A 24,099-nucleotide genomic window follows, 5' to 3' on the forward strand; every position below is an offset into this window, starting at 1 on the left:
ACTTCAGTAGATTTCTAAACGGATACTTCTTCATCTCCATCTTGATCATTTATTTCATCATCTATTTCACCATCCACTTCATAATCTTGGCTTTCTTGACTTGCATCAAGATCTGTGTTATCAGAAAAATTTAATAAATTCGCTAGCTTACTTGTATTACTGCTGTAAACATTATTCATATTTCCTTTCATGTATTCCTTGCACCTACCTACCAAAAGGCTAAACAGCTCATGAGTATCCACCTGTTTTCCTGCTATTTCATGTAAGGAAACTATGGTATTTTTATGACCTTTAAACTTAGCTGCTTGAATTGGATTACTTGCCCCTGTATTTAAATCATGTGTTCTTTGACTTGCCAACAGAACCAATTTGAAACGGTTACTTACCCGTTCTATACACTTTTCTACAATAGACTCAGCCATAAGATACTACCTTAATAAGTTTTATACTATATCACAAAAAACAAGTTGTCAACTTTGTATCTATTGCGATTCAACTTCATGTTTTACTTTTTCTGCCTCAGATTTTATTTCTTGGCTTTCTGTCATCGTGATTGTTATCTCATGATCAAGTTTTTTTAGAAATCCTAACAATCGCTCTAAAGAAAAACCATCTATTTTACCATTTTTAATTTGCGATACCTTTGGCTGACCAATACCAAGTTTCTCAGCTGCAAAAGCCTGAGTCCAAGCATTTTTTTCTATAATTTTATTTATTATATAAAGCAACTTTGTTTTTATTCCTGCACTGTCTAAGTTATTTAACGATATTATTTCCATAATTCTCACACTCAGATATCAATTAACTTTATTAAACATTATAACATAATATTTAATATACCAAGATATTAATATCATGTAACTTGTCAATAATTATATGATATCAATATTTAAAACTTTAAGTTGATTATATATTAATATTTTTATCAAATTTCTAGTAATTTTAAATTACCATTTTACCATCAGTCTATCTGAAAAAACCATTTATAGAAAGAACAAGCTAAGATTACAAAACTTGAAATACAAAAATAATTATTTTATAAATTTATCTTACATAAGAAGTTTATATCTCTATATCTTAATATAAATATTTATTTAAATTTTTAAAATTTCTATTTTAACGAGAATTCTATATATTATATTTATAATATAATTTAAATATTTGTTGCTTTTTAGCTGGAACATTATTTAGTTAGTAAGTAAAATTGTGTTGAATATGGCAAAAATAAAAAAAGATGTTGCTGTTATTATGGGAAGTGAGTCAGATTACACCACTATGGTCCATACTGTTGATATGTTAAAAGCATTAGAAGTTTCACATGATATATTCATAATATCTGCACATAGAACACCAGAAAGGCTCTTCAATTTTGCTAAATCTGCACAAGAAGAAGGTTTTAAGGTTATTATAGCTGGTGCAGGAGGTGCAGCTCATTTACCTGGTATGGTTGCGTCACTAACTTGTTTACCAGTTATCGGCGTTCCTGTGCATAGTAAACAATTAAATGGGCTGGACAGTCTACTCTCTATAGTTCAAATGCCAAAGGGTGTTCCAGTTGCAACCATGTCTATAGGAGAAAATGGAGCATATAATGCTGCCATTACTGCCGTATCTATATTGTCAATTTCCAACAGTGAAATTGCAGGTAGGTTAAAAAAGTGGAGAGAGAAACAGACCAAAGAAGTAAAAGAAAAACCAGTTTCATAATAAATCTATGGCAATAATTCTTTTAGACACAAAAACCATAAACCGTATAGCAGCGGGGGAGGTGATAGAAAGGCCAGCAAGTGTAGTAAAGGAATTAGTGGAAAATGCAATAGATGCTGGAAGTTTAGAAATAGAGATTAAAATAGAAAGTAGTGGGCGTAACCTTATTATTGTGACAGATGATGGTAACGGAGTAGAAAAAAACGATTTAGAACTTGCGTTTATGCGCCATGCTACTTCAAAATTGAGCGACAATGAGTTGATAGAAATCAAGCATCTTGGCTTTAGAGGAGAAGCTCTGCCTTCAATAGCAGCAGTAAGTAGGATAAAATTATCGTCTAAGGCAAGAGAAGCAAATGAAGCATGGTCTATAAGTTATGAGGGTGGAGAGAAAATAGGGGAGCAAACTCCTTACTCTTTATCACAAGGTACACATATTGAAGTACGAGATTTGTTTTTCGCTACCCCAAATAGACTAAAATTTCTAAAAACCGAAAGAGCAGAAACTCAAAGCATTGTTGATATTGTAAACAACCTAGCAATGATTAACTATCATATAGGGTTTACTCTCACTTTAGGTAATAAAAAGCTCTTAAAATACGCTAAGCAGACTTCGTTATTTCATAGATTGTGTGAAGTAGAAGAAGAATTTCAGGGCAATTCTTTGGAGATCAATGAAGAAGAAGACGACATTAAACTTACGGGACACATCTGTAAGCCGACCGTCAATCGTGGTAAGTCTACTCAGATCTATACGTTTGTTAATGGAAGGCCAATTAAAGATAATTTACTTATTGGCGCAGTTAGGTATGCATATCATGATTTTATTCCAAGCGATAGGTATCCTTTTGCAGCGTTACATTTAGAGATACCTTATGATCAAGTAGATGTAAATGTGCATCCAAATAAGTCAGAAGTAAGGTTTCAGAATAAGAAGCTCATATATGAGATAATGACAAGAGGATTAATTAAAGCATTGTCAAGAAGGATAGGCACTTTTCCAGCGCATGACCAGAAAATGGATTCAACATTGCCGGATCCTTTTGATAAACCTAATGTTCAAAAAGAATTTTATGAAAAAAGACCAAGTCCTTTTAAAAATCAACTAATAAAAGAATTTGCTTCTCCAAATGAAAAAGCAAAAGGCTTATCAGAACAGTCAAAATCGTTTGATTATACCGGCATACAGAAATTTCCATCACAAGCGGAGACTATGGTTCTGGAAAAAAAGGTGTTAGAGCAAGTTGATTTGATAGAGAGCCACCCGCTCGGGTTTGCACGCTGTCAGGTCTATAATACTTATATTATTGCAGAGGTAAGGGACAAATTGATTATAGTCGATCAGCATGCAGCCCATGAAAGACTAGTATATGAATGCTTAAAACAAAAATCAAGTATAAAAAGACAAAAACTGCTTCTTCCTGAAACGGTTGAAATTAAAGATCAGGCTGGAATGGAGATGATTGAAATCTATAAAGATAAGTTATTTGAAATGGGTTTTGATATTGAAATCAAATCAGAGAATAAAGTGATAGTAAAAGAAATCCCTGCAATCTTGGGCACAATAGATGTGAAAGAGATGCTAATTAACATAATTGATAGATTAACGGAAATAGAAGATACATTGCCAGTAGAAGATAAAGTGAACAAAATATTGGCCACTATCGCTTGTCATGGATCAATTAGAGCGGGTAGAAAAATGAGGTTAGATGAAATGAATGAGCTGCTGAGACAAATGGAAAAAACCCCATATTCCGGGCAATGCAACCACGGAAGACCAACTTATATAGAAATGAAACTCAGTGATATTGAAAAACTTTTTGAGCGTAGGTAATGAGGTTGCCATAAATATGTAAGTGCTCTTTCCTCGTCATCCAAGTAGCTCATAGAAACGGATTAAACGAAAAAACTTCCTTGACATCCTCCGCCAGCGCCCTTATCATGGAAGTGAGGCTATTTATTTATCTTCGCAATCTGTGCAGGTTAATGACAAAAAACTTAGGGTATTTGGCGTCTCATGTTTAATTTTTCGCACTACGTGCATCGCATGTCTTTAAAAATTTCTGGGTTTTTACCTACATAAGCCGAAACGCGCTTACAAAGCGTTTAAGACAGCAAAAAACGTCAAATTGACAAGGGAGAATTTGAATACTAGCTACCCTAGGGTTTCTTTGCCTTTTTTCCTGCTTGGTAAATTTCTTAAACACTTGCGGTGTAGGTTAGTTGCAAGTTAAAAGCAGCTAAATCGCTCTTAATCAAGCGTTTTAGAATAAAAAAAACGCCGATATTTTAGTACATGGTAAATAGCCAACCACCACGGGGCTTCTTTTGCCTTTTTTTTCGCTTAGTAAATTTCTTAATGTTTATAGCTAAACGACAACCGTCATCCCGCTACGTGTTAGCGGGATCTCTTGTTAGCGCCGCGGCGGTATGACGTCTCGCTTGCAACCTATAGCTTTGTCATTCCAGTGCTCCTTTTTTTGTCATCCCAGTGCCTTGACTATTTGGATCCAGAAAACTTAGCTTCGAGTCAAGTAGGCTGCAAATAAAAACTGGATTCCAGCGTCACGCACTGGAATGACACCCTGACAATCGTCATCCCGCTACGTGTTAGCGGGATCTATGTTAAGAGATACCGCGGCGGTATGACGTATAGAAACTAAAAAAGTTCTTTTTTAAAAAACTTAAGTTATACTTATAAGTATTTGATACTTTTTATAGTGATTATGTCGAGTTTAAGCTGCCTTTATGGTGATAATGGAGAATTTGTGGAAGAAATGTATAGCCGTTATTTGCAGGGTGATAAATCAATCGGGGAGGATTGGTATAGAATTTTTTCAAGCAATTTAGAAGTTAATAAAGCGGAGACCTGCGATGCACAACATGTAACTAAGGTGGATGATTCAGTTTCTGGTTTAGCAAATTTTTTCAGATCTTACGGTCATTTTTTTGCGGATCTTAATCCGTTATCACCCAATGTGAATAAGGAAGTAGATTATCAGAAATATTCGAATCTATATCCGGCAAGTGACGCTGGAATCTATAGAGATATTTACTGCAAGAACATCGGTTTTGAATTTATGCATATCTCCTCTTATGAGGAGAGGATGTGGCTGCAGGAAAAGATCGAAAATCAAACCTATACGCTGAGTTCACAAGATAAAAAGGAAATACTGAGGCACTTAATTGAATCTGAGATGTTCGAGCAATTTCTCCATATGAAATTTCCTGGATATAAACGTTTTTCTATCGAAGGTGGGGAATCAGCTATCGTTGCAATTGAGAGAATCATTAGTGATTCTGCAGCTTTTAGTATTGAAGAAATAGTTCTTGGCATGGCTCACCGCGGACGACTCAATATTCTAACCAAAGTTATGGGGAAAGAATATGCGGCAATGCTATCTGAATTTCAAGGAAATCTTCCATATCCAGGTGGTCTTGAGGTGTCCGGTGATGTTAAATATCACCTTGGTTACTCTTCTGATCAAACACTTGCCGGTGGTAAGAAAATACATTTAAGTTTATGCCCTAATCCATCTCACCTTGAAGCGGTAAATCCGGTTTTGGCTGGAAGAATAAGAGCAAAACAGAATATAAGATCTGTGCTTGGCATATCAATTCATGGTGATGCGGCTTTCATCGGCCAAGGAGTGGTTGCTGAAACTCTAACCTTAAGCAATATTGAAGGTTATAAGGTAGATGGCATTGTGCACATTGTTATTAATAACCAAGTTGGTTTTACTGCTAATCCGTGTTGTGCGCGATCCTCTTTTTACTGTACTGATGTAGCAAAATCAATAGAAGCTCCAGTGTTTCACGTTAATGGAGATAACCCAGAAGCTGTGAGTTTTGCTACAAGTCTGGCGATGGAATATAGGCAGAAATTTAAAAAGGACGTAGTGATTGACATAATATGTTACCGCAAATATGGCCATAATGAAGGTGATGAACCGAATTTCACTCAGCCACTCATGTATAAGGTAATATCAAAGCATAAAACTCCAGGAACACTGTATGAAGAGAAGTTGATCGCAGAGAAAGTATTAAGTGGTGATGAGGTAAATAAATTGCGCAGTGAGTTCAGGGCAAGATTGGATAAAAGTCTTGCTGAATCAGCGGCTTATACTCCAAAAAAAGCTGACTGGTTTTGTGGAGTATGGTCAAAATTAAGAAAGGCAAGGTTGAACGATTTGAGCGAATACTATACAGATTCTGGTGTTCCGCCAGATGAGTTGAAAAAATTAGGTGTACATATAAATAGCAACATCCCAAGTAGCTTTAACATTAACAATAAGGTTAGAAAAATACTTGATGGCAGAATAGACAGCATAAATTCCGGTAGTAATATAGACTGGGCAACTGCCGAAAGTCTTGCGTTTGCATCACTGCTCACAGAAGGAATAGGAGTGCGTTTATCAGGACAAGACTCTGGTCGTGGAACTTTCTCGCACCGTCATTCAAGGCTTGTTGATCAGGTAACAGAAGAAGCGTTTATTCCGCTAAACAATATAAATGAAAAGCAAGCTCACTTTGAGGTCATAGATAGCGCTTTATCAGAGTATGCTGTAATGGGCTTTGAATATGGATATAGCCTTGATTCCCCATATTCACTGGTGCTCTGGGAAGGACAATTTGGTGATTTTGCAAATGGTGCACAAATTATGATCGACCAGTTTATCGCATCTGCAGAAACAAAGTGGTTGCGATCAAGCGGTCTAGTTTTGTTGCTGCCTCATGGTTATGAAGGACAGGGACCTGAGCATAGCTCCGCGCGTATAGAGAGATTTTTGCAACTCTGCGCAGAAGATAATATGCAGGTAGTTAATTGTTCCACTCCGGCAAATTACTTCCATGTCTTACGCAGACAAATCCATAGAGACTTTCGTAAGCCTCTGGTAGTGTTTACACCAAAATCGCTACTGCGTCACAAAAGAGCAGTTTCTAACCTATCTGACTTTGAAGGAAAATTCCTCACGGTAATCCCAGAATGTAGAACAGGTTTAGTTTCGAATGATAAAATACGTAAAGTTGTAATATGCAGCGGTAAAGTTTATTACGACATAATTGAAGTATGTGAAGCACAAAAAATAAACGATATAGCAGTAATACGTTTGGAGCAATTCTATCCATTTCCTGCCGATAAACTAAGTATTGAACTTGAAAAATACAAAAGCGCTGAAATTATATGGTGTCAAGAAGAACCAAAAAATATGGGAGGGTGGTTTTTTGTCAACCCATTGATAGAAGAAGTGTTGTCCAATCTCAATATTCAAGCAAAAAGACCTAAGTGTATCGCAAGACCTGCTGCTGCATCTCCTGCATGTGGTTATATTAGTGTTCACACTCAGCAGCAGGAGGAGATTTTAAAGCAGGTTATGCAGGGGATCTAGCACAATTGTGCAAATATTGAAGCGAAAGCTGGCAAGCGAACATTGTTCATCAGATCTTGACGCTGGGCACTGCAGCCAGGCGCAATAGAAAACGCATTACACCAATAAAGCCCTTTTGGTACTCAAGCAAATATAAAAGATTTTTATTCTATTAAAAAAAAATTAATTTTTATTAAAATTTTCATTTATTTTTATTTAAAAAGTAAACATTATTAATATTTACTTTAATTAATATAGGATATATATGAATACAAAAATATTTGAGATGTTAATAAGGAGAACTGGTCTACGCAGAGATAGCAAAGCTGAGATCATACAGTTAAATAGAAATGAAAAAGCTTTTGTAGATGAGGATAAAGAATCTATCGAATTAGCTGAGGCCATTTTTGAAGAGAATAATATGTTTCATTTCCGCAAACCAGGTCCTGCTATGGATTACATTTTGCACAAATTAATAAATGATAGGAAGCTTTTCGAGGAAATGAAAGATAGAGGTACAAGTATAATACGTCTTTTTTCTTTGTTATCAATGTATCATAGTCTTCCCAAGTGCTGTGTTGTGAGAAGAAGAGGGCGTATTACTGAGTGTGGAATATTTGCTTATGCTGACAACTGTTTAGAACTAGTACCTTTAGAGGACTTTATACTTATTGAGCCTTCCTCGTACCTCGAGTACATTGTGTTTGACAATGAGAATATCAGAAATAGGTTAGCTGAAGACTTAACTGAAGATAAAACAAAATTAGATATCTTTTTGAATGGAATTTTAGCAACAAAGAATTCGGATTTAGTATTATCTTGTATTAACAAGATAGAGGTTCTTAATGAGGAAGATAGATATTTTGTTAATCGCTTACAGAAAAACAACATGCTAGACTACATCTTAAACAAAGATGATACAACACTTGCAAAATCAACTCTAAAGGAGTTGTTGAAGCTTTCTATTTTGCAGGAAGAAAAAAGCACTGAGTTAGAATCTCCCCAAGCTTCAAGTGTAAATGTTAGCAAAGCTCAGCAACATTGTAGTATATAGCTGGTGATAAAGTTTAAAATAATTGCATATACTAAGGCTCATTTAAATATAGAGCCTCAGTGGTGCTTAATTTTTTCAATTGATGGTGACTAGTAGCCCTACTATGATGTGGATCTATGCTCGCTTATAACTAAAATTTCACTTCCACCAAGGGGATATTATTCCAGCTATTGCTTCCATAGTCATCAATAGAAGCATTTAAGTAATCTGTATCAAAGCGCACGGGCACATCAAATTCAAAGCTCGCAGTGATTATCACATCTTTTACTGGTGGCTTCATAAATGTTATTTCTCCAGTTGAATAATTTACTGAATATTCACTCTCTTCTTTACCATTTAAATAAATCTTTACTGTCCCATGTACTGGCTTTTTGATCATACGTATATGCTTATCTTCCCCACTTACATAAGTTTTGATTAGCTGAAAAGTCGTTTTTTTGTTATCTCCTATACCAATCTCTTGATTAATGGCTATAAAATCCGACCAATCCTTAAAACGAAACCCTATTGCTTTACCTTTTCGTGCATGAAAAAATGTTATTAGTTCTAGTAGCTGCTCGTTTGATCTGACCCCGTAAGCTATGTTGTATCTAGTGCGTGCATGAGACCAATTGATGTTGCGCTGTTCACAACCATTGTGAGTTGTTACAACGTCAGTGGAAAATTCCGGTCCTCCAGTGGAACCATAAGATATATTTTCTGGAAATCTAATTTCTGTGAATGGCATATACCCTCCTGTGAAAGTAAAATAGTTTGGTTGAAGGAAATGTTGTAATTTGAAAGCGTTTCACATAGTAAATGACGCCATGGAAAGTGGATGAGACTACTGAGTTAAACTGCTGTCACACCCACAGTTACTATACTCAGGTTCATTTGAGTTGTCAAGCAAAAAAATAAAATTTTATGGCAAACTGTAACTAGCCTTGCTTGTGACTTAATTCATCTACTTTTTTGCGTAATACATTCAAATCAGTTGCTCCTACAAACAGGCTATCTCCAATTATTAAAAAAGGTGCACCACCTACTCCCAAATCTCTTACTAGAAGCCTACTGTTGTTTATCATTTGCTCAATTTTGTCCGCGTTATCTTTTATGGAATCATTAAAATCGTCCTCATCAATCCCTATGTTTTTCACTATATCCAATATGCTTTCGTCTGAAAATTCTCCTTTATGACTTAAAGCAGCATGGTGAAAATCGAAATATTTTTCTTTATCGAGAAAATAGACAGCTAAAGCACTTTTTGCTGCCTTTAAAGAAGCGTTACCAAGTATTGGAGCATCCCTAAAGATATACTTAATTTTGCCGTCGTTAATTAACTGCTTTATATCATTCTTTGTAGCTTTGCAATGTCCACAAGAATAGTCAAGGAAGCCTACAGCTATAACACTACTATTTTCATTTCCGGAGTAAGGATAAGTAAGGTCAAATATTTGATCCTTGTATTGTGAAATTTTACTTTTGGTTACATTATCTCGAGCAGCATAACTACTTTTAATCGACTCCTCTTTGAGAGTTCTTACGATCTTATCAAAATTTCTGCTTATATAATTATCTAATTTCTCACCTATATAATCATCGCTTAGCATTTGGCTGCGATTTGAAAGCCAATTGTTTATTATCGGCAAGCTTGCTATTGCTATTATTAAAATTAATAAAAACGATATTCTAGACATACAATTTATTTAAAAACCTACAACATAAAACTTTTAGTACACATTTATCTGTATATTAAAAGAAGCATCTAATGTTAATATATAAAAACATTTATATCAAGTGTATTTTATAGCTGGTTTTGCCTCAAATGCAAACTTTACACAATAAAACTCAAGCACATTACCACAAAGTTCATCAGAAGACTTGGTGATGCAAGTGACAAAACTACCTCCAGAATAGCCAATTATGAGATGCTCTATCTTTTACCGCCACGCTGTAAATACGGCGGTAAAACAAAGTTGATAATTTTATTCCGCTGTGTATAATTTCAACAAACTCCGCGGAATAAACATATGAGTGAACCAATAATTGGCAGAGAAAAAGGAATAGCTATTCTACAAGACAAACTTCTTTCTCAATCAGCCGAATTTATTGCTGTTTATGGTCGGCATCGTGTAAATGTTGTATTATCTGCATTTTATCAGCATAATATAGAAGTAATGTAATGCAGATATTATGCCGATGCCGAATTATACGATTACTTCTAAAATTGCTAGTTGTCTTATAAGGATTGAAGCAGCAAAAGAAAAAGTGTTACATTTGCCGCTCACTGTATCAATGCTTTTGTCTCTTCGTGAAACTGCACGGCTTTATACCACACACTATTCTACTATGATTGAAGGAAATCGACTTGAGCCTAAACAGATTGAAGAGGTTTTAAGTGGTAAAAGCCACTTTCCAAAATATAGGAGAGATGAAAATGAGGTTAAAGGATATTATGCAGCTTTAACCCAAGTTGAACAATGGGCAGCAAGAGGAATACCTATTACTGAGAAGGCTATTCAAACACTGCATGCTCTAGTAATGGCAAGTGGAAAACCTAAAGTAAAACCAACCCCTTATCGTGATGGTCAAAACGTTATTCGTGATAGCCGTACACGTGCGATAATTTATATGCCACCTGAAGCAAAGGATGTACCAAAGCTCATGAGCAGTATGATTGATTGGATTCGTGGCAGTGAGCAAGTGCCTTGCCCAGTTATTGCAGGTATTGCTCATTATCAATTTGTAACAATTCACCCTTACTATGACGGTAATGATCGTACTGCAAGATTGCTGACTACATTAATTTTACACCTTGGTGGATATGACCTAAAAGGACTGTACTCATTGGAAGAATATTATGCTAAAAATCTAGGGGCTTATTATGAAGCAATAACATCGCACAATTATTACATGGGGCGAGCTGAAGCAGATATCACTAAGTGGGTGGAGTATTTCGTAGAAGGTATGGCAAATTCATTTGAGAACGTTTTACAACGTATAAATGAAGAAGAATACCACACTGATCAGACTGATCTTATACGTAAGCTTGATCCTAAACAACGCAAAGCTCTTGAGCTCTTCCAGGAGTTTTCCGCTATTACAGCTAGTCAGGTTGGCGAACTATTTAATTTTAAGCCTCGTACCAGTGCGCAACTTTGTAAAAAGTGGGTGGAAATGGGGTTTATCAAGATTGTAGATTTTTCCAATAGAGGAAGGAAATACAAACTTAGTAAGCAATATGAAGATTTGATCTCAAATTAACTGAAAGCTCGCTAGACAGTGCATAGATCAAATTTCAATAAAGTGCTTGAAAACTAGATATAAACTTAAAATTTTAAAAACTGGAATATGTACAACAACTTACGCGACTTCATCAAAGCCTTAGAAGAAAAAAAAGATCTGATTAGGATTAAGGAGGAAGTTTCAACAGTTCTTGAAATGACAGAAATTCACCGCAGAGTTTTGTCAAACAAAGGACCAGCTATCATCTTTGAAAATGTTGTCACAGAAAACGGCAAAAATTCGATTCCAGTTTTAGTGAATTTATTCGGTACTATTGAAAGAATTGCCTTGGGACTGAACATAAATCCTGGTGAGCTAAGAGATCTTGGTAAACTTTTAGCATTTTTGCAATCACCTGAGCCGCCAAAAAACTTTAAGGATGCTATAAAAATGTTTCCTTTGTTGAAAGTTGTGTTATCGATGCGAAGTAAAATAGTGAGCAAGGCTCCATGTCAAGAGGTAGTGCTAACCGGAGATGAAGTGGACCTAAGTCTACTGCCCATTCAAACATGCTGGCCAAATGAACCTGCACCACTTATCACCTGGCCAATTGTGGTAACGAAAGGACCCACGAAAGAAAAGCAAGATAATTTTAATCTTGGAATATATCGTATGCAGGTTATAGATAAAAAAACAACACTAATGCGTTGGCTTGCACACAGGGGTGGCGCAACTCACCATAAGCGTTGGAGGGAAGAAGGCAGAAATATGAAATTTCCTGCTGCTGCTGTGATCGGTAGTGATCCTGCAACGATTATTGCTGCGGTAACTCCAGTGCCAGAAACATTGTCAGAATACCAATTTGCTGGACTACTGCGAAAGAAGCCGCTTGAGCTGGTAAATTGTAAGACTATTCCACTTCAAGTGCCAGCTCACGCGGAAATCGTTCTGGAAGGCTATGTGAGTTTGGATAGATATCAAGATGAGGGACCATATGGAGACCACACTGGCTACTATAATTCTGTTGAGCAATTTCCAGAATTTAATATTACTGCAATTACTATGCGTAAAAACCCGATATATCTTAGCACTTTCACTGGCAAGCCACCTGATGAACCATCGATTCTTGGTGAAGCACTCAATGAAATTTTTGTGCCCATTCTTATCAATCAATTTCCAGAGATAGTGGACTTTTATCTGCCACCGGAAGGTTGCTCATATAGAATAGCGATAGTGTCGATAAAAAAATCCTATCCAGGGCAGGCAAAAAGAATTGTTATGGGCATACTTTCTTTTCTAAAGCAGTTTTTATACACGAAGTTTATTATCGTTGTTGATGATGATATAAATATACGTGATTGGAAGGAAGTGATGTGGGCAATGTCAACAAGGATGGACCCTGTGCGTGACACAATTATGATAGAAAGTGTACCTATTGATTATTTAGACTTTGCTTCCCCTGAAAGTGGACTTGGAGGTAAAATGGGATTTGATGCGACAAATAAAATCCCGCCTGAAACCAAACGAGAGTGGGGAAAGAAAATTGAGATGAGTGAGGAAATAGTAAGGAAAGTCGCGGAGAAGTGGGAGGAATATATGGACTAGACTTCTTGCATAAAAGCAGAAAAAAGTTTGGCGTTTTTTATAATGCCGCATTAACTGATAATTGTGCGTCACAGTGCCCTCTTCTTGTCATCCGAGTAGCTGACACTGGTTCACTTTATGATGGTGTCATGAAAGTAGCCTCCTTCCCCTGTCATCCCAGTGCCCAGACACTGGGATCCAGGTTGCTCACAAGCAAACTAGCATAGAAAGTGGTTACAACGTTTTCGATGAGATTATATGGAAAACTGGATCCCAGTGTCAGCTACTCGGATGACATCATCCTTTTTTTGGGATTCCAGCGTCACGCGCTGGAATGACACCTTCCGTATAAACATTAAGAAATTTACCAAGTGGAGAAAAAGGCAAAAGAAGCCCCGTGGTTGGCTAATTACTTACATTATACTTTCAAGTATGGCGTTTTTTTATTCTAAACACTTAATAACCGCGATTCAGCTACTTTTAAACCGCAACTAATCTAAATTATAAACGTTAAGAAATTTACTAAACAGAAAAAAAGGCAAAAGAAACCCTAGGGTAGCTAGTTATTCACTATCCATTTTTTAAGTTGGCGTTTTTTTATGTTTTAAACGCTTTATAAGCGCGTTTCAGCTTATGTAGGTAGAAATTTTATAAGACGTAAGGTGCACATAGTGCAAAAAATTAAACACGAGACGCCAGATACGTGAGTTTTTTTGTCATTTAATCTGTACAGAGAAGATAAATAAATAGCTTCACTATCATGATAAGAGGACTGGCGGAGTTTGTCAAGCAAGTTTTTTTGTTTCTGCGGGCTACCTGAGTCTATTGATTTCATTAGAGCCGAAACTCTTGAGACCTAGGTGATAATTCTATCTAAAAGAATGCCGAAAAAGAGCAGCAACCCTACGTAGGAATTATTTTTAAATATGGGCATGCATTGACTGGGATCGTCAGGATTGAAATTTTTGTACTGGCGGTGAAATATGAACCCTACAGCAAGTAGAGCAATATAAAAAATGTTATTTAATGATGATAAGATACCAGCATATAGCCACGTCATAAGAGATATTAAATAAAATCTTTTCAACCAAGATTTTGTTGTATCACCAAAATATAATGCGGTAGATTTCATCCCGAGTTTTTCATCATCTTTTTTATCTTGATGGGCGTATATGGTGTCATAGCTAAGTGTCCAAAAGACGCATCCTATATAAAACAGCAAGGATTCTATACTGATCTGGTTTGTTATTGCTGCTGAGCCCATGAGCGATCCCATATTGAAGGTAAACCCTAAGAACAATTGTGGCCACCAAACATACCGCTTTAATAAAGGGTAAGTAGCTATCATACACATTGAGATTATTCCAAGTATAAGTGTAGTTTTATTAGTTAATAATAAGATTACCAGGGCAATAGACAGTAGCAGTGAAAGTAAAGCTAAAGCCTGCTTTATGTTTAATGCACCACTTGCAAGTGGCCTATATTTTGTTCGTTCAACGTGCGCATCTATTTTTCTATCGAAGATATCATTGATTATGCACCCTGCGGGTCTCATTAAAAATGCACCTATAGTAAACAAAACAAGGAGAAAAAGAACCTGATACGATAGAGAAGTTGAGGTTAAAAGAATACCGCTCAAACTGGGAAATAGCACAAGCCACAAACCCGTTAAACTGTGCAACCTCATTAATGAAAAGTAACGATTGAAATGCATTAATTAAGTGTGATTATGTAATATTTTGCTTACATTAACAAAATTATCGAACGCTAAGTCAGGCTTGAAAACTAGTTCAGGTATAAATCGCAAATCAACATAACACAATATAGATTTACGTATTGACCATGCAGATTGGTTCATTTCATTAACAACAGTATTAATATCACAATTATTCTCAGAAGGATCTCCAGTGCGTCTTTTTTCTGGATCTAAGTAGTCAGCTACTTGAATATTCAATGAAGATAACACAATATATACATCTGCTTTTTTCAAATCTTTACTTAATTTTACGTCAGATACCGCTACATTTTTATTGAACACCTTACCTTCCATTAGAATTCTTGATATTGCTCTATGCAATACCGATGCTATCTTTAGGTTTCTAATTTCCTTTTTCATATCCAGCTACTATAACACCCTTTCTTCTTGCACTAATTGATAAGCTTCCAAAATATCTCCAACTTTAATATCGACATTACCCTCTAGTGATACTCCGCATTCAAAGTTTACACCTACTTCTTTAACATCATCTTTAAATCTACGTAGTGCTTTTAACTTTCCTTCATGCACCAATTTGCCACCACGCACTACCTTAATTAAAGAATCTTTTTTTATGACTCCATCACTTACATAACATCCAATGATATTACCAGCTTTAGATACATTAAATATTTGCCTCACAGATGCAAAGCCAACACGAACCTCTCGTGTAACAGGCTTTAACATTTTAGTTAAATACATTCTCATGTCGTCAATGAGCTCGTATATTATGTTATAAGTATGTATTTCTACACCTTTTTGTTTTGCCAAGTCCCTTATTTTTGAATCCACTTTTACATTAAAAGCTAAAATTACTGCACTTGATGCTTCTGCAAGCAGCACATCTGAATCTGTTATCCCTCCTACTGCTTTGTGTAGGATATTTAATTTCACTTGGTCTTTACCGAGTTTATCAATTGAACTTGATATTGCTTCAATAGAACCAGTTACATCGCACTTTAAAACTACAGATAGTTCTTCTGTTTCGCTGTTATTACGACTGAATATATCTAAATTATTGTCGCCCAAATCTTCTTTCTTTTTCTTGATTAACTCTAGCCTGTATTCAACAATTTCACGCGCCTGCTTTTCAGAATTTGTAACAACAAATTTATCTCCAGCATTTGGCACACCATTTAGACCAGTAATTTCAATTGGAGCGGAGGGTAGTGCTGCTTTTTCTCTTTGACCGAGGTGATTAACCATACTACGTACTTTGCTGTATGTTGTACCAACTACCAATATATCACCAACCTTTAACGTTCCTTCCTCAACTATCAATGTGGCTGATATTCCTTTCGCTTTATCTATTTTGGATTCTATTACCCATCCAAGTGCTCGACAATCTTCTATTGCTTCTAGCTTCATTAATTCAGCGATTAACAAAATCGTCTCTTCTAGTTTATCTAAATTAGTTTTCTTTTTTGCTGATACTGGCACAATCATAACATCACCACCAAGCCCTTCAGGGATGAGATCATATTGAGGCAAACTATTAATTATTTTTTCTACATCACCAGGCTCAGATTTATCAATTTTATTAATAGCAACTATAATGGAAACATTTGCTGCTTTTGCATGATTTATTGCTTCAACTGTTTGTTTCATGATTCCATCGTCAGCTGCAACTACTATTACAACTATATTAGTAATATTGGCACCACGTGCACGCATCGCAGTGAACGCTTCATGTCCTGGTGTATCAATAAAGGTAATTTTTTGCTTATCTTTTGTCGTTATTTGATAAGCACCTATGTGTTGAGTTATGCCACCTGACTCTCTTTCTGCAACATTAGATTCACGAAATGCATCGAGCAATGAGGTTTTACCATGATCGACGTGTCCCATAAAAGTGACGATTGGTGGTTTAGGTTTTTTAGGCAGGTTTTCTCTGCCTTCTATAAAAAATAAATCTTTTTCTCTGTTGGTATCGCTCACTCGTTTAGCCATATGATTAAATTTTTCCACTATTTCACATGCTATATCTGGATCCACCAGATCATCTACTCTATAACTCTCACCGACTTCTTCTTTGAACATTTTTAGCACACTCTTGCTATCTTCTGCCATGCGAATAGATAACTCCCTGATAGTTATTTTGTCTGGTATAATAACTTCTCTTGATATATTTTTACCCTTAGTAAACTTTGACTTTCTACCTCTTATACCAAACCTTTGCTTAAATACAGGGGGTTGTTCAGTTTTTTCATCTATTGCCTGTGCAATTACCAGTTTAGAATGCTTAGAATATATATCTTTGTTGACTTTAGAAGACTTTTTATCGTCGCCCTCATAGTCAATATTATCTTCTTTTAGTTCAACTAAGTGAGTATCACTTAAAACTTGCTTATTTATTTCTTTAGATAAAGTGTCCGCTTCATTTTTCTCGTCAATCTCTTTATTGCTGTCTTCTTTTGCTGTTTTCTCTTTTTCTTCTCTCTGATTTTTTTCTTTCAGCAAAGCAGCATTCTGCACAGCATTAATGCGGAAAATTTGTTCTTTCTCTGTTAAAGAACCTAATTTACTCTCGTCAAATAAATTATGTTCTTCTGCATCATGAGATTTTTTTCTTCTTTTTTTTACTATTGTAGCTCCAGTACTTGGGCTAGTTGAAGAGTTTAAATTGAGGTCTAATTTAAGCTTGCTTAAACCTTGGAGCGTTAGTTTTTTATCACTGATATCTTCATTATTCATATTATTTTATTATATTAATCCAAGCTTTTTACGTGCTTCTATGATTATTGAATCTACTGTATCTTTTAGATCTTCTTTGCTATCTGATGAGGAAGAGAGTATGCTGCAAAACTCATAACTTGATAAATCTGCTATGTCCTCTAAAGTCTTAATATCATGTTTACTAAGAGCAATTTTATTGTCTATTGATAAAGTTAAATTGATTACATCATCTTCCATACCTAGACTTTTTAGCTCTTCTATTTTTCTATCATTTTCTGCTTTCAGGTACTTATTTGCTCTATTGTGAAGTTCGTTTGCAATATCTTCATTAAAGCCCTCTATTGAAGCAAGCTCTTTAATTGAAGCGCTAGATATGTCTTCTACACTTGAAAAACCTTCTGTTACCAATAGCTGACCCATAATCTCTTCTAAGTTTAAAGCTTCAGCAAATAAAGCTGAACATTGACTAAGTTCTTTACTTCGCCTTTCTGATTCTTGCTGAGTGCTTAATATCTCAATTTTCCATCCAACAAGCTCTGAAGCTAATCTTACATTCTGGCCCTTTTTTCCTATCGCTAAACTCAATTGATCTTCAGCAACTATTAACTCTATGCAATTTTCATTTTCATCAATAATAACCTTCGATACTTCTGCAGGAGTAATGGCTTTAATAACAAATTGACCCAAATCTGAGAAGTAATTTATAACGTCAATTTTTTCACCATTTAATTCGTGTATAATAGTTTTTATTCTATCTCCCTTAACTCCAACACAAGCACCTACTGGATCAATGTTCTTGTCGGGAGAGAAAACGGCAACCTTAGACCTTGAACCAGCATCTCTAGCTATACCTTTAATTGTCACTAATCCGTTAGCAATTTCTGGTATTTCTTGATTTAATAATGCCTCCAAAAAGCCTTCATGAGTCCTAGAAAGAATAATTTGACGTCCATCATCAGAGCGCTTAACAGTCTGTATGTAAGCTTTAACCTTATCGCCTTCACGAAATGATTCACCACCAGTTAAATTTCGCAATGGAAGATATGCCCTAGTGCCATTTATGTCTATAATAAGATCTGAATATTCTACTTGTTTAACAATACCATACCTTATTTCTCCCACTTTATCTTTAAACTCCTCATATTGCTTTTTTGACTCTTCATCTTTAATTACTTGAGCAATCTTTTGCTGGGCAATTCTTGCTGAAGCAAGATCAGTGTTAAGAGAGAGCAATTCACTAACAGTATCTCCAACTTTTGCATCTCCTTTTATTAATTTAGCTTGTGTAAGCGTAATTGATTCACACTCAGTATTCTCTTTTTCATTTGATTCATCATCAATAACTTTTAGTTTTCTATATGAAGTAACTTTGCCTGTGTTTCTATCTATATTAACTACAATTTTACTTTTGCTACCATATTTTTGATAAGCCACTGCTTCTATAGCACTTTCTAGTGCCTTTATTACAACATCAAAATCTAAACCTTTTTGAAGTGAAAGCTCTCCTGCTGTTTTTATTACATCAAGGCTTCCAACTATGTTATTCTTGTTACTTTTCTGCTTAACACTGCTTTTACGATCAGCAATCATAATAAATAAATCCAATGTAATTAGTTATAATTATAGCTCCAACGGGCAAAGAACACTATCTTAAATGTTAAATGATTGCTAATTTAAGTCAAGTTTTTTCATGTCTTTGTATAACAAGCAACGCAGGAGTAAAGAATAAAGTTAAAACCGTTGCAACCAATATTCCACTTGCTATGGTTGTTGAAATGTCAACCCACCACTGGCTTGATGGAGCATCATATGTGATTTGTAGCGTAAAAAAATTGATATTTAACCTGGTAATCATCGGTATTAAACCAAGAACTGTGGTTGCAACGGTAAGCAATATTGGCCTAACGCGAGAAATTGCAGCGTTTATTACACATCGCTTGATGTCATTTTTGTGTACCTTAATTTGGTGATGAAAGGCATCAAGTAATAGTATGTTATTATTCACTATAATTCCCGCCAAAGCAATTATCCCCACTCCACACATAACAACTACGAAAACTTGTTGGATAAGAAAGAAAACAAAAAACACACATGTTGTGGATAAAAACACTGCTGTCATTACGATAAATGTATGGTATACATTATTAAACTGTGTCACTAATACCAATATCATTAGTGTAATCGCTAATATAAAAGCCTTTAACAAAAATGCTCCTGATTTTTGTTGATCTTCTTTGTCGCCTTTAAAATCAATTTTTACTCCCTTGTCCCAATCCTGGGCAATAGAATTCTGAATGAACTTTACTCTTTCATCAACAAGATAGCCAGTATCAACGTCAGCAGAGATTGTCACTATGCGTAATCCATCAATCCTGTTTAGTTTGTTTACCTTTTTTTCGGGAGCATATTTTACTATATTGCTCATAGGATACGGGCCATTAACTGTATTGATAAAAAGATTGTCTATAGTCTTCATGTTGCGATCCTTTCCAGGGAAACGGAGTACAATATCGATTTCTTCATCCGTGTTATTTGGTCTATATTTTCCAATCAACACTCCATTTGTAACCATCTTTATAAAATCGCCAATGGTTGCAACACTTACTTCAGAGCTTGTAGCCTTACTCTTATCAACACTCATATTCCACTCTATTTCAGGTGCTGATCTGCTATCTTGAATATTTATAAACCCGGATGAAGGTTGGTTCATAATTTCTAGAATTTTCTCTGCTGCTAAATTCAAACTGGATACACTCCCGCTGAGGTTAATTTGTATTGGCTTGTCAGCCGACGGTCCTGGCTTTTCCTCTTGAACATTAATTATTATTCCTTTCATGTCTTGCACACTGCTCCTTATATCATTTAGTATGTGCTTAGCTTTGCGCCTGAAGCGCCAATCCATAAGTTCTAGTTGTATTCTGGCGATAACGTTGTCTGAAAATGCTCCTGATCTAGCATAAGAAACATGAATTTCTTTTTCAATGCTCAAAATGCGTTCTTCCACTTCTTTGAGTATCAGATCTCGTTCTTTGGCTGATAAGCTTTCTTTTGCTTTAACACTGATTAAAATATTATCTGAATCCACTTTCGGAAAAAACTTTACTCCAGGACCAAAAGTAAAGTACAGCACACTAAATGAAAACAAAACGAATACAGTAGCACATACGAATTTTTTAGGATGATCCAAAACCTTCTCTAGCATGCGTACGTAAGCTCTTATTATAGGCCCAGCATTTTTTATTTCACCACTTTCTATAGCACTCATTTTTTTTATTTCTTTTTTTGAAGTTATCGAAGGCTTACCAAATATTGCACCAAGTGTTGGTATAAAAACCAAAGCCATAATGAGCGATCCAGTCAAAGTTAGAATTATTGTAATTGGTATGTACTGCATGAATTTACCAACAGTATCAGGCCAGAATAATAGAGGAAAAAACACTGCTAATTTAGTTAACGTTGATGATAGAACCGGATAAAACATATCACGAACTGAAGTGTAAAAAGCTTCTACTTTATCCATTCCGCAGATCATCTTTCTATCGGCATATTCGCTGATCACAATTGCATCATCAACCAGCATGCCAACAGCCATAATTAAACTGAAGAGCACAACGATATTTAAGGTTATACCCATAAAGTAAAGAGCTATTATCCCAATGAGAAAGGAACCGGGTATCGAGAGTGCCACAAGAATAGCAATCCTTGTTCCCATAGAAAGCATCATTATGATCAATATTAACAACACAGCAAATATTATGCCGTTTTCCAAGTCATCAAGCACATCGCGGACGTTTTTTGACTGGTCGTTTAAGTACACCACTTTTAAATTTTCAGGTAATTGATCTTTTGCCTTATCCATTAAGTATTTTACTTGATTTACTGTGTCTATTATGTTTTTTCCGTTACGTTTTGAAATTTCTAGCATGACACTAGGTAATCCATTAATGCGAGCAAATCCTTGGTGATCCTCAAACCTAGGGTATACTTTTGCTATATCTTTGATTCTCAAAACTGCATCGCCTTGAGATCTAATAGGAATATTCATAATATCTTCTATATCTTTTAATAACCCTGATATTTTAATCGAATATTTACCGGCCAGTGACCCAGCTCCCACTAGTCTATTATTGCTTGATATGGCTTGGAATATTTCGTTTGATTGAATGTTATATTTTGTTAGAACTGTGGGCTCAATTATAGCTTCCACTGTTTCTTCACGAATACCTGCTACTTCAACTTTGAGAACATTTGGCAGAGATTCTATTTCTTTCTTTAACTTGCGTGCTATTTCAGTTAAGGCTCTTTCTGGCAGATTACCAATTAAGCCAACATTTAATATGGGAAATAGACTCAAGTTTATTTCATTTATTATTGGAGATTCCGCTTCAACAGGTAACTTCGATTTTATGTTTGAAAGCTTTGAACGGACATTATCGAGCACTTCTTTATTATCATACTCTGTTCCAAATTCGAGTATCATGTGAGCACCATCATTAGTTGCAAAAGCTCTCAATTCTCTTACACCTTCGATGGATCTTAGTTCATTTTCTATAGGAAGCACTAATAGCTTTTCACTATCTTGAGCAGAAATCCCAGGAAGTCCAACAAACACGCTGATTATAGGAATCTGTATATCAGGATTGCTTTCCCTTGGCATTTTTACATAAACGTATGAACCGAAGATAAAAATTACTATAAGTAATAATACCACCGCCCTGTTTCGCTCTATGAGTAAGCTCTGCATGTTGAATGTTAGCTGAATATGTGTGTTTGTACAATATTATAGTCGAGATACATTGCATATTAATTAATCCTTGTGTAGCTTTAAAACTTTATGCAAATAATTAAAATTTTCGCAAAATTGCAAGTATAAGAAAATTCCTGTATAACAACTCTAGAACAGTATTTGAGAGGTTATTATGGTGGCAATTTTAAATGTAACAAAAGGCAAGAATAAAGTTATTACATCTGGGTTAGCTGGAGCTTTATCAGCTTTAATATTTTTAACAGCAATTCACATTGCTGCAAAGATAGCCATTATCGTTGCTGCTGCTGTAGTTACTTACACATTACTTTCATTGATTCATAAAATAAGAACTAAAAAAGAACAGCCTGCTGAAATTACTGGTGTTTCAGGAGATAAAGTTTCAGAAGATGAAGGGTATAGCAGTGTTGATGAAGGTGAAGAAAAAGATACAGAAATATCCGCAAAAGAACCAGAAAGAACTGAAACTGAGTTCGAAGAAGAAATAATAAGGAAAAGAGCACAAGAACGCATGGAGAAAGGATCACTTGGTGGCCCTATAAATGCGTTTGGCGAACCAATTCATGTGACTATAGATGCTGAAAATAGTAATCCTGTTGATTATACAAAAACTATGGTAGTGCCTGAGAAAATTATTCTTGGCATGCCAGATGATAAAACTCTTACACAAAATAGCTCTAGCTCTATAAAGAATCAGATGAAATCTCTTCCTGAACACATGGATGTATCTGGTAATCCACTTCCTGAGCAGCCACCAAGCAACCTTCCCAATAATAGGGCCTAAGTCTAAAAGTACGCAAAAACTATCTGTTGCAGACTTGCTATTACAGTACGGGAATGTAAATGATAATGTGACGAAAGTGCTAAAACAGCCAATTATTCAACGGCCGTTTAACGGGTTAGGGTTTGAGGGGTAGTTGCTATATCAAACTCTCCATCTTATATTGAGAATCAGATGCAATGCCATACACTCTATTTGGCGGAGCAATTTTGTTCTCTATACCAAAAACTATACCTTCAATTATTGCTGTAAGTACTTTTTCAAGATTACAGTCTGCTCCGGGAACGCGGTGCTCCAGGCGGCATCTTTTGAAATCGTTGCCAAAATAGGGAATTCTGATCGCAGCAGTTCTGTTATTTACTCCCCAACTAATCGTAGTTGGAGTGTGGATATCCGGGTACTGAAATCTTAAATATGAATCATCATTTGGAGCAAAAAACAACATATGTTTTTTCATCATTGTGCATAATCCACCAATACTATGAATCAAATAATCACTATACTTTTGCTCATTGATATAAAATAAGTTATCGTTATTTGAGTTCACGAGATTAACATGCACATTTAATGCACTGCCTGCTCTATCCAAATAGGGCTTTGCTTTAAAAGAAACGTTTCCACCTAGTTTTTGTGCTGTTTCAGTAAGTAATTGTTTTGCTAACTCAAAATGCTTAATTAAATTGTCGAAGTTCGTGTAACAACCACTTTTTATCTCATACTGATGTGTAGAATTCTCCTTCTCGCAAGAAAATTCAAGAGATGCTATTTTATTTTTGATGCTATTCAGAAATAAGTATTCTTTTTCTATTCCTTCAATGTAAAACTCTAGTTCAATACCGAATACAGCATAACAACTCAAATTACTTAATATAATCATAAATTTGCTTCAGTAAATCTATATTAGGTTAGCTATATTTATATGAATACTTTACTTATTTGCCAGTAAATTTAACATCTTATTTATACATAATGTATTACTGTTTTTAATAGCATGCTTCTAATCCTCGATACAAGCGACATTTACAAATTTTTCATTTTTTTGAAATAAAAATGATCAATTTTAATGTTTTTATACCCTTTACAACCCATCAAAAAATCACCATAATTTTTAGTATGTATTAAGTAGTATTAGCTTTTCATTTTGCAGTAAGCTATTGATTATCTTGTATTTTTCTAATTATTGCTTTTTTCTTGGTGTGGTAT

Annotated in this window: 18 protein-coding genes and 1 pseudogene; 9 read left to right on the forward strand and 10 right to left on the reverse strand. The window is 35.3% G+C overall.

What is annotated here, in order from left to right; all coding sequences use genetic code 11:
- Positions 1-14: 14 nt before the first annotated feature.
- Both rpoZ and ONI09_RS06710 read right to left on the reverse strand, forming a co-directional pair.
- Positions 15-422 carry a DNA-directed RNA polymerase subunit omega gene (rpoZ, locus tag ONI09_RS06705; protein ID WP_007548528.1) on the reverse strand — a complete coding sequence of 136 codons (408 nt, stop codon included), beginning with the start codon at positions 420-422 and terminating at the stop codon, positions 15-17.
- 60 nt (positions 423-482) lie between these two features.
- Positions 483-779: a helix-turn-helix domain-containing protein gene (locus tag ONI09_RS06710; RefSeq protein ID WP_265014025.1), complete on the reverse strand. Its 297-nt coding sequence runs from the start codon at positions 777-779 to the stop codon at positions 483-485.
- A 436-nt stretch (positions 780-1,215) separates the two neighbouring features.
- Here ONI09_RS06710 and purE point away from each other — a divergent pair, with 436 nt between their 5' ends.
- The 4 genes from purE (at position 1,216) to ONI09_RS06730 (ending at position 8,130) form a co-directional block, all read left to right on the forward strand.
- Complete coding sequence (gene purE / locus ONI09_RS06715; protein WP_265014026.1) at positions 1,216-1,707, forward strand: 5-(carboxyamino)imidazole ribonucleotide mutase; 492 nt, start codon at positions 1,216-1,218, stop codon at positions 1,705-1,707.
- 7 nt (positions 1,708-1,714) lie between these two features.
- Positions 1,715-3,541: a DNA mismatch repair endonuclease MutL gene (gene mutL, locus ONI09_RS06720; protein WP_265014027.1), complete on the forward strand. Its 1,827-nt coding sequence runs from the start codon at positions 1,715-1,717 to the stop codon at positions 3,539-3,541.
- A gap of 892 nt (positions 3,542-4,433) precedes the next feature.
- The gene (locus tag ONI09_RS06725) at positions 4,434-7,097 is read left to right on the forward strand and encodes a 2-oxoglutarate dehydrogenase E1 component (protein WP_265014028.1); all 2,664 of its coding nucleotides are present in this window, start codon (positions 4,434-4,436) and stop codon (positions 7,095-7,097) included.
- Between the two features lie 244 nt (positions 7,098-7,341).
- On the forward strand, positions 7,342-8,130 hold the full coding sequence (locus tag ONI09_RS06730; protein WP_265014029.1) for a GTPase Era family protein: 789 nt from the start codon (positions 7,342-7,344) through the stop codon (positions 8,128-8,130).
- A gap of 130 nt (positions 8,131-8,260) precedes the next feature.
- Here the strand turns inward: ONI09_RS06730 and ONI09_RS06735 are convergent, their stop codons facing one another.
- On the reverse strand, positions 8,261-8,857 hold the full coding sequence (locus tag ONI09_RS06735) for a TIGR02217 family protein (RefSeq protein WP_265014030.1): 597 nt from the start codon (positions 8,855-8,857) through the stop codon (positions 8,261-8,263).
- Between the two features lie 190 nt (positions 8,858-9,047).
- Positions 9,048-9,806, reverse strand: coding sequence for a DsbA family protein (locus tag ONI09_RS06740; protein ID WP_265014031.1), 759 nt, complete (start codon positions 9,804-9,806; stop codon positions 9,048-9,050).
- Between the two features lie 333 nt (positions 9,807-10,139).
- Here ONI09_RS06740 and ONI09_RS06745 point away from each other — a divergent pair, with 333 nt between their 5' ends.
- From ONI09_RS06745 to ONI09_RS06760, 4 genes are all read left to right on the forward strand, one after another.
- Complete coding sequence (locus ONI09_RS06745) at positions 10,140-10,292, forward strand: hypothetical protein (protein WP_265014032.1); 153 nt, start codon at positions 10,140-10,142, stop codon at positions 10,290-10,292.
- A gap of 10 nt (positions 10,293-10,302) precedes the next feature.
- Positions 10,303-11,373, forward strand: coding sequence for a Fic family protein (locus ONI09_RS06750; RefSeq protein WP_265014033.1), 1,071 nt, complete (start codon positions 10,303-10,305; stop codon positions 11,371-11,373).
- An 87-nt stretch (positions 11,374-11,460) separates the two neighbouring features.
- The gene (locus ONI09_RS06755) at positions 11,461-12,939 is read left to right on the forward strand and encodes a UbiD family decarboxylase (RefSeq protein ID WP_265014034.1); all 1,479 of its coding nucleotides are present in this window, start codon (positions 11,461-11,463) and stop codon (positions 12,937-12,939) included.
- 5 nt (positions 12,940-12,944) lie between these two features.
- Positions 12,945-13,145 carry a hypothetical protein gene (locus ONI09_RS06760; protein ID WP_265014035.1) on the forward strand — a complete coding sequence of 67 codons (201 nt, stop codon included), beginning with the start codon at positions 12,945-12,947 and terminating at the stop codon, positions 13,143-13,145.
- Positions 13,146-13,774: 629 nt separating this feature from the next.
- On the opposite strand, the gene ubiA is transcribed toward ONI09_RS06760, so the two are convergent.
- The 5 genes from ubiA to ONI09_RS06785 form a co-directional block, all read right to left on the reverse strand.
- Complete coding sequence (gene ubiA / locus ONI09_RS06765) at positions 13,775-14,632, reverse strand: 4-hydroxybenzoate octaprenyltransferase (protein ID WP_265014036.1); 858 nt, start codon at positions 14,630-14,632, stop codon at positions 13,775-13,777.
- A gap of 3 nt (positions 14,633-14,635) precedes the next feature.
- Positions 14,636-15,034, reverse strand: coding sequence for a ribosome-binding factor A (locus ONI09_RS06770; protein ID WP_038249615.1), 399 nt, complete (start codon positions 15,032-15,034; stop codon positions 14,636-14,638).
- A 9-nt stretch (positions 15,035-15,043) separates the two neighbouring features.
- On the reverse strand, positions 15,044-17,368 hold the full coding sequence (infB, locus tag ONI09_RS06775) for a translation initiation factor IF-2 (protein WP_265014037.1): 2,325 nt from the start codon (positions 17,366-17,368) through the stop codon (positions 15,044-15,046).
- A gap of 9 nt (positions 17,369-17,377) precedes the next feature.
- Complete coding sequence (nusA, locus tag ONI09_RS06780; protein ID WP_265014038.1) at positions 17,378-18,940, reverse strand: transcription termination factor NusA; 1,563 nt, start codon at positions 18,938-18,940, stop codon at positions 17,378-17,380.
- An 88-nt stretch (positions 18,941-19,028) separates the two neighbouring features.
- Positions 19,029-22,094, reverse strand: a complete 3,066-nt coding sequence (locus ONI09_RS06785; protein WP_265014039.1) for an efflux RND transporter permease subunit — start codon at positions 22,092-22,094, stop codon at positions 19,029-19,031.
- A gap of 175 nt (positions 22,095-22,269) precedes the next feature.
- On the opposite strand from ONI09_RS06785, the pseudogene ONI09_RS06790 reads away from it, so the two are divergent.
- Positions 22,270-23,032, forward strand: a pseudogene (locus ONI09_RS06790) (hypothetical protein).
- 3 nt (positions 23,033-23,035) lie between these two features.
- Here the strand turns inward: ONI09_RS06790 and ONI09_RS06795 are convergent.
- Positions 23,036-23,773 (reverse strand): type I glutamate--ammonia ligase, encoded by a 738-nt coding sequence (locus tag ONI09_RS06795; RefSeq protein ID WP_264705507.1) that lies wholly within the window; start codon positions 23,771-23,773, stop codon positions 23,036-23,038.
- Positions 23,774-24,099 lie beyond the last annotated feature (326 nt).

This window comes from Wolbachia endosymbiont of Drosophila pseudotakahashii, assembly GCF_026015925.1.
Taxonomy (GTDB): Bacteria; Pseudomonadota; Alphaproteobacteria; order Rickettsiales; family Anaplasmataceae; genus Wolbachia; species Wolbachia pipientis.

Bases quoted from the DNA above. Each gene is read 5' to 3' on its own strand.
- rpoZ (WP_007548528.1), bottom strand. From the start codon at position 422: ATGGCTGAGTCTATTGTAGAAAAGTGTATAGAACGGGTAAGTAACCGT.
- ONI09_RS06710 (WP_265014025.1), bottom strand. From the start codon at position 779: ATGGAAATAATATCGTTAAATAACTTAGACAGTGCAGGAATAAAAACA.
- purE (WP_265014026.1), top strand. From the start codon at position 1,216: ATGGCAAAAATAAAAAAAGATGTTGCTGTTATTATGGGAAGTGAGTCA.
- mutL (WP_265014027.1), top strand. From the start codon at position 1,715: ATGGCAATAATTCTTTTAGACACAAAAACCATAAACCGTATAGCAGCG.
- ONI09_RS06725 (WP_265014028.1), top strand. From the start codon at position 4,434: ATGTCGAGTTTAAGCTGCCTTTATGGTGATAATGGAGAATTTGTGGAA.
- ONI09_RS06730 (WP_265014029.1), top strand. From the start codon at position 7,342: ATGAATACAAAAATATTTGAGATGTTAATAAGGAGAACTGGTCTACGC.
- ONI09_RS06735 (WP_265014030.1), bottom strand. From the start codon at position 8,857: ATGCCATTCACAGAAATTAGATTTCCAGAAAATATATCTTATGGTTCC.
- ONI09_RS06740 (WP_265014031.1), bottom strand. From the start codon at position 9,806: ATGTCTAGAATATCGTTTTTATTAATTTTAATAATAGCAATAGCAAGC.
- ONI09_RS06745 (WP_265014032.1), top strand. From the start codon at position 10,140: ATGAGTGAACCAATAATTGGCAGAGAAAAAGGAATAGCTATTCTACAA.
- ONI09_RS06750 (WP_265014033.1), top strand. From the start codon at position 10,303: ATGCCGATGCCGAATTATACGATTACTTCTAAAATTGCTAGTTGTCTT.
- ONI09_RS06755 (WP_265014034.1), top strand. From the start codon at position 11,461: ATGTACAACAACTTACGCGACTTCATCAAAGCCTTAGAAGAAAAAAAA.
- ubiA (WP_265014036.1), bottom strand. From the start codon at position 14,632: ATGCATTTCAATCGTTACTTTTCATTAATGAGGTTGCACAGTTTAACG.
- ONI09_RS06770 (WP_038249615.1), bottom strand. From the start codon at position 15,034: ATGAAAAAGGAAATTAGAAACCTAAAGATAGCATCGGTATTGCATAGA.
- infB (WP_265014037.1), bottom strand. From the start codon at position 17,368: ATGAATAATGAAGATATCAGTGATAAAAAACTAACGCTCCAAGGTTTA.
- nusA (WP_265014038.1), bottom strand. From the start codon at position 18,940: ATGATTGCTGATCGTAAAAGCAGTGTTAAGCAGAAAAGTAACAAGAAT.
- ONI09_RS06785 (WP_265014039.1), bottom strand. From the start codon at position 22,094: ATGCAGAGCTTACTCATAGAGCGAAACAGGGCGGTGGTATTATTACTT.
- ONI09_RS06795 (WP_264705507.1), bottom strand. From the start codon at position 23,773: ATGATTATATTAAGTAATTTGAGTTGTTATGCTGTATTCGGTATTGAA.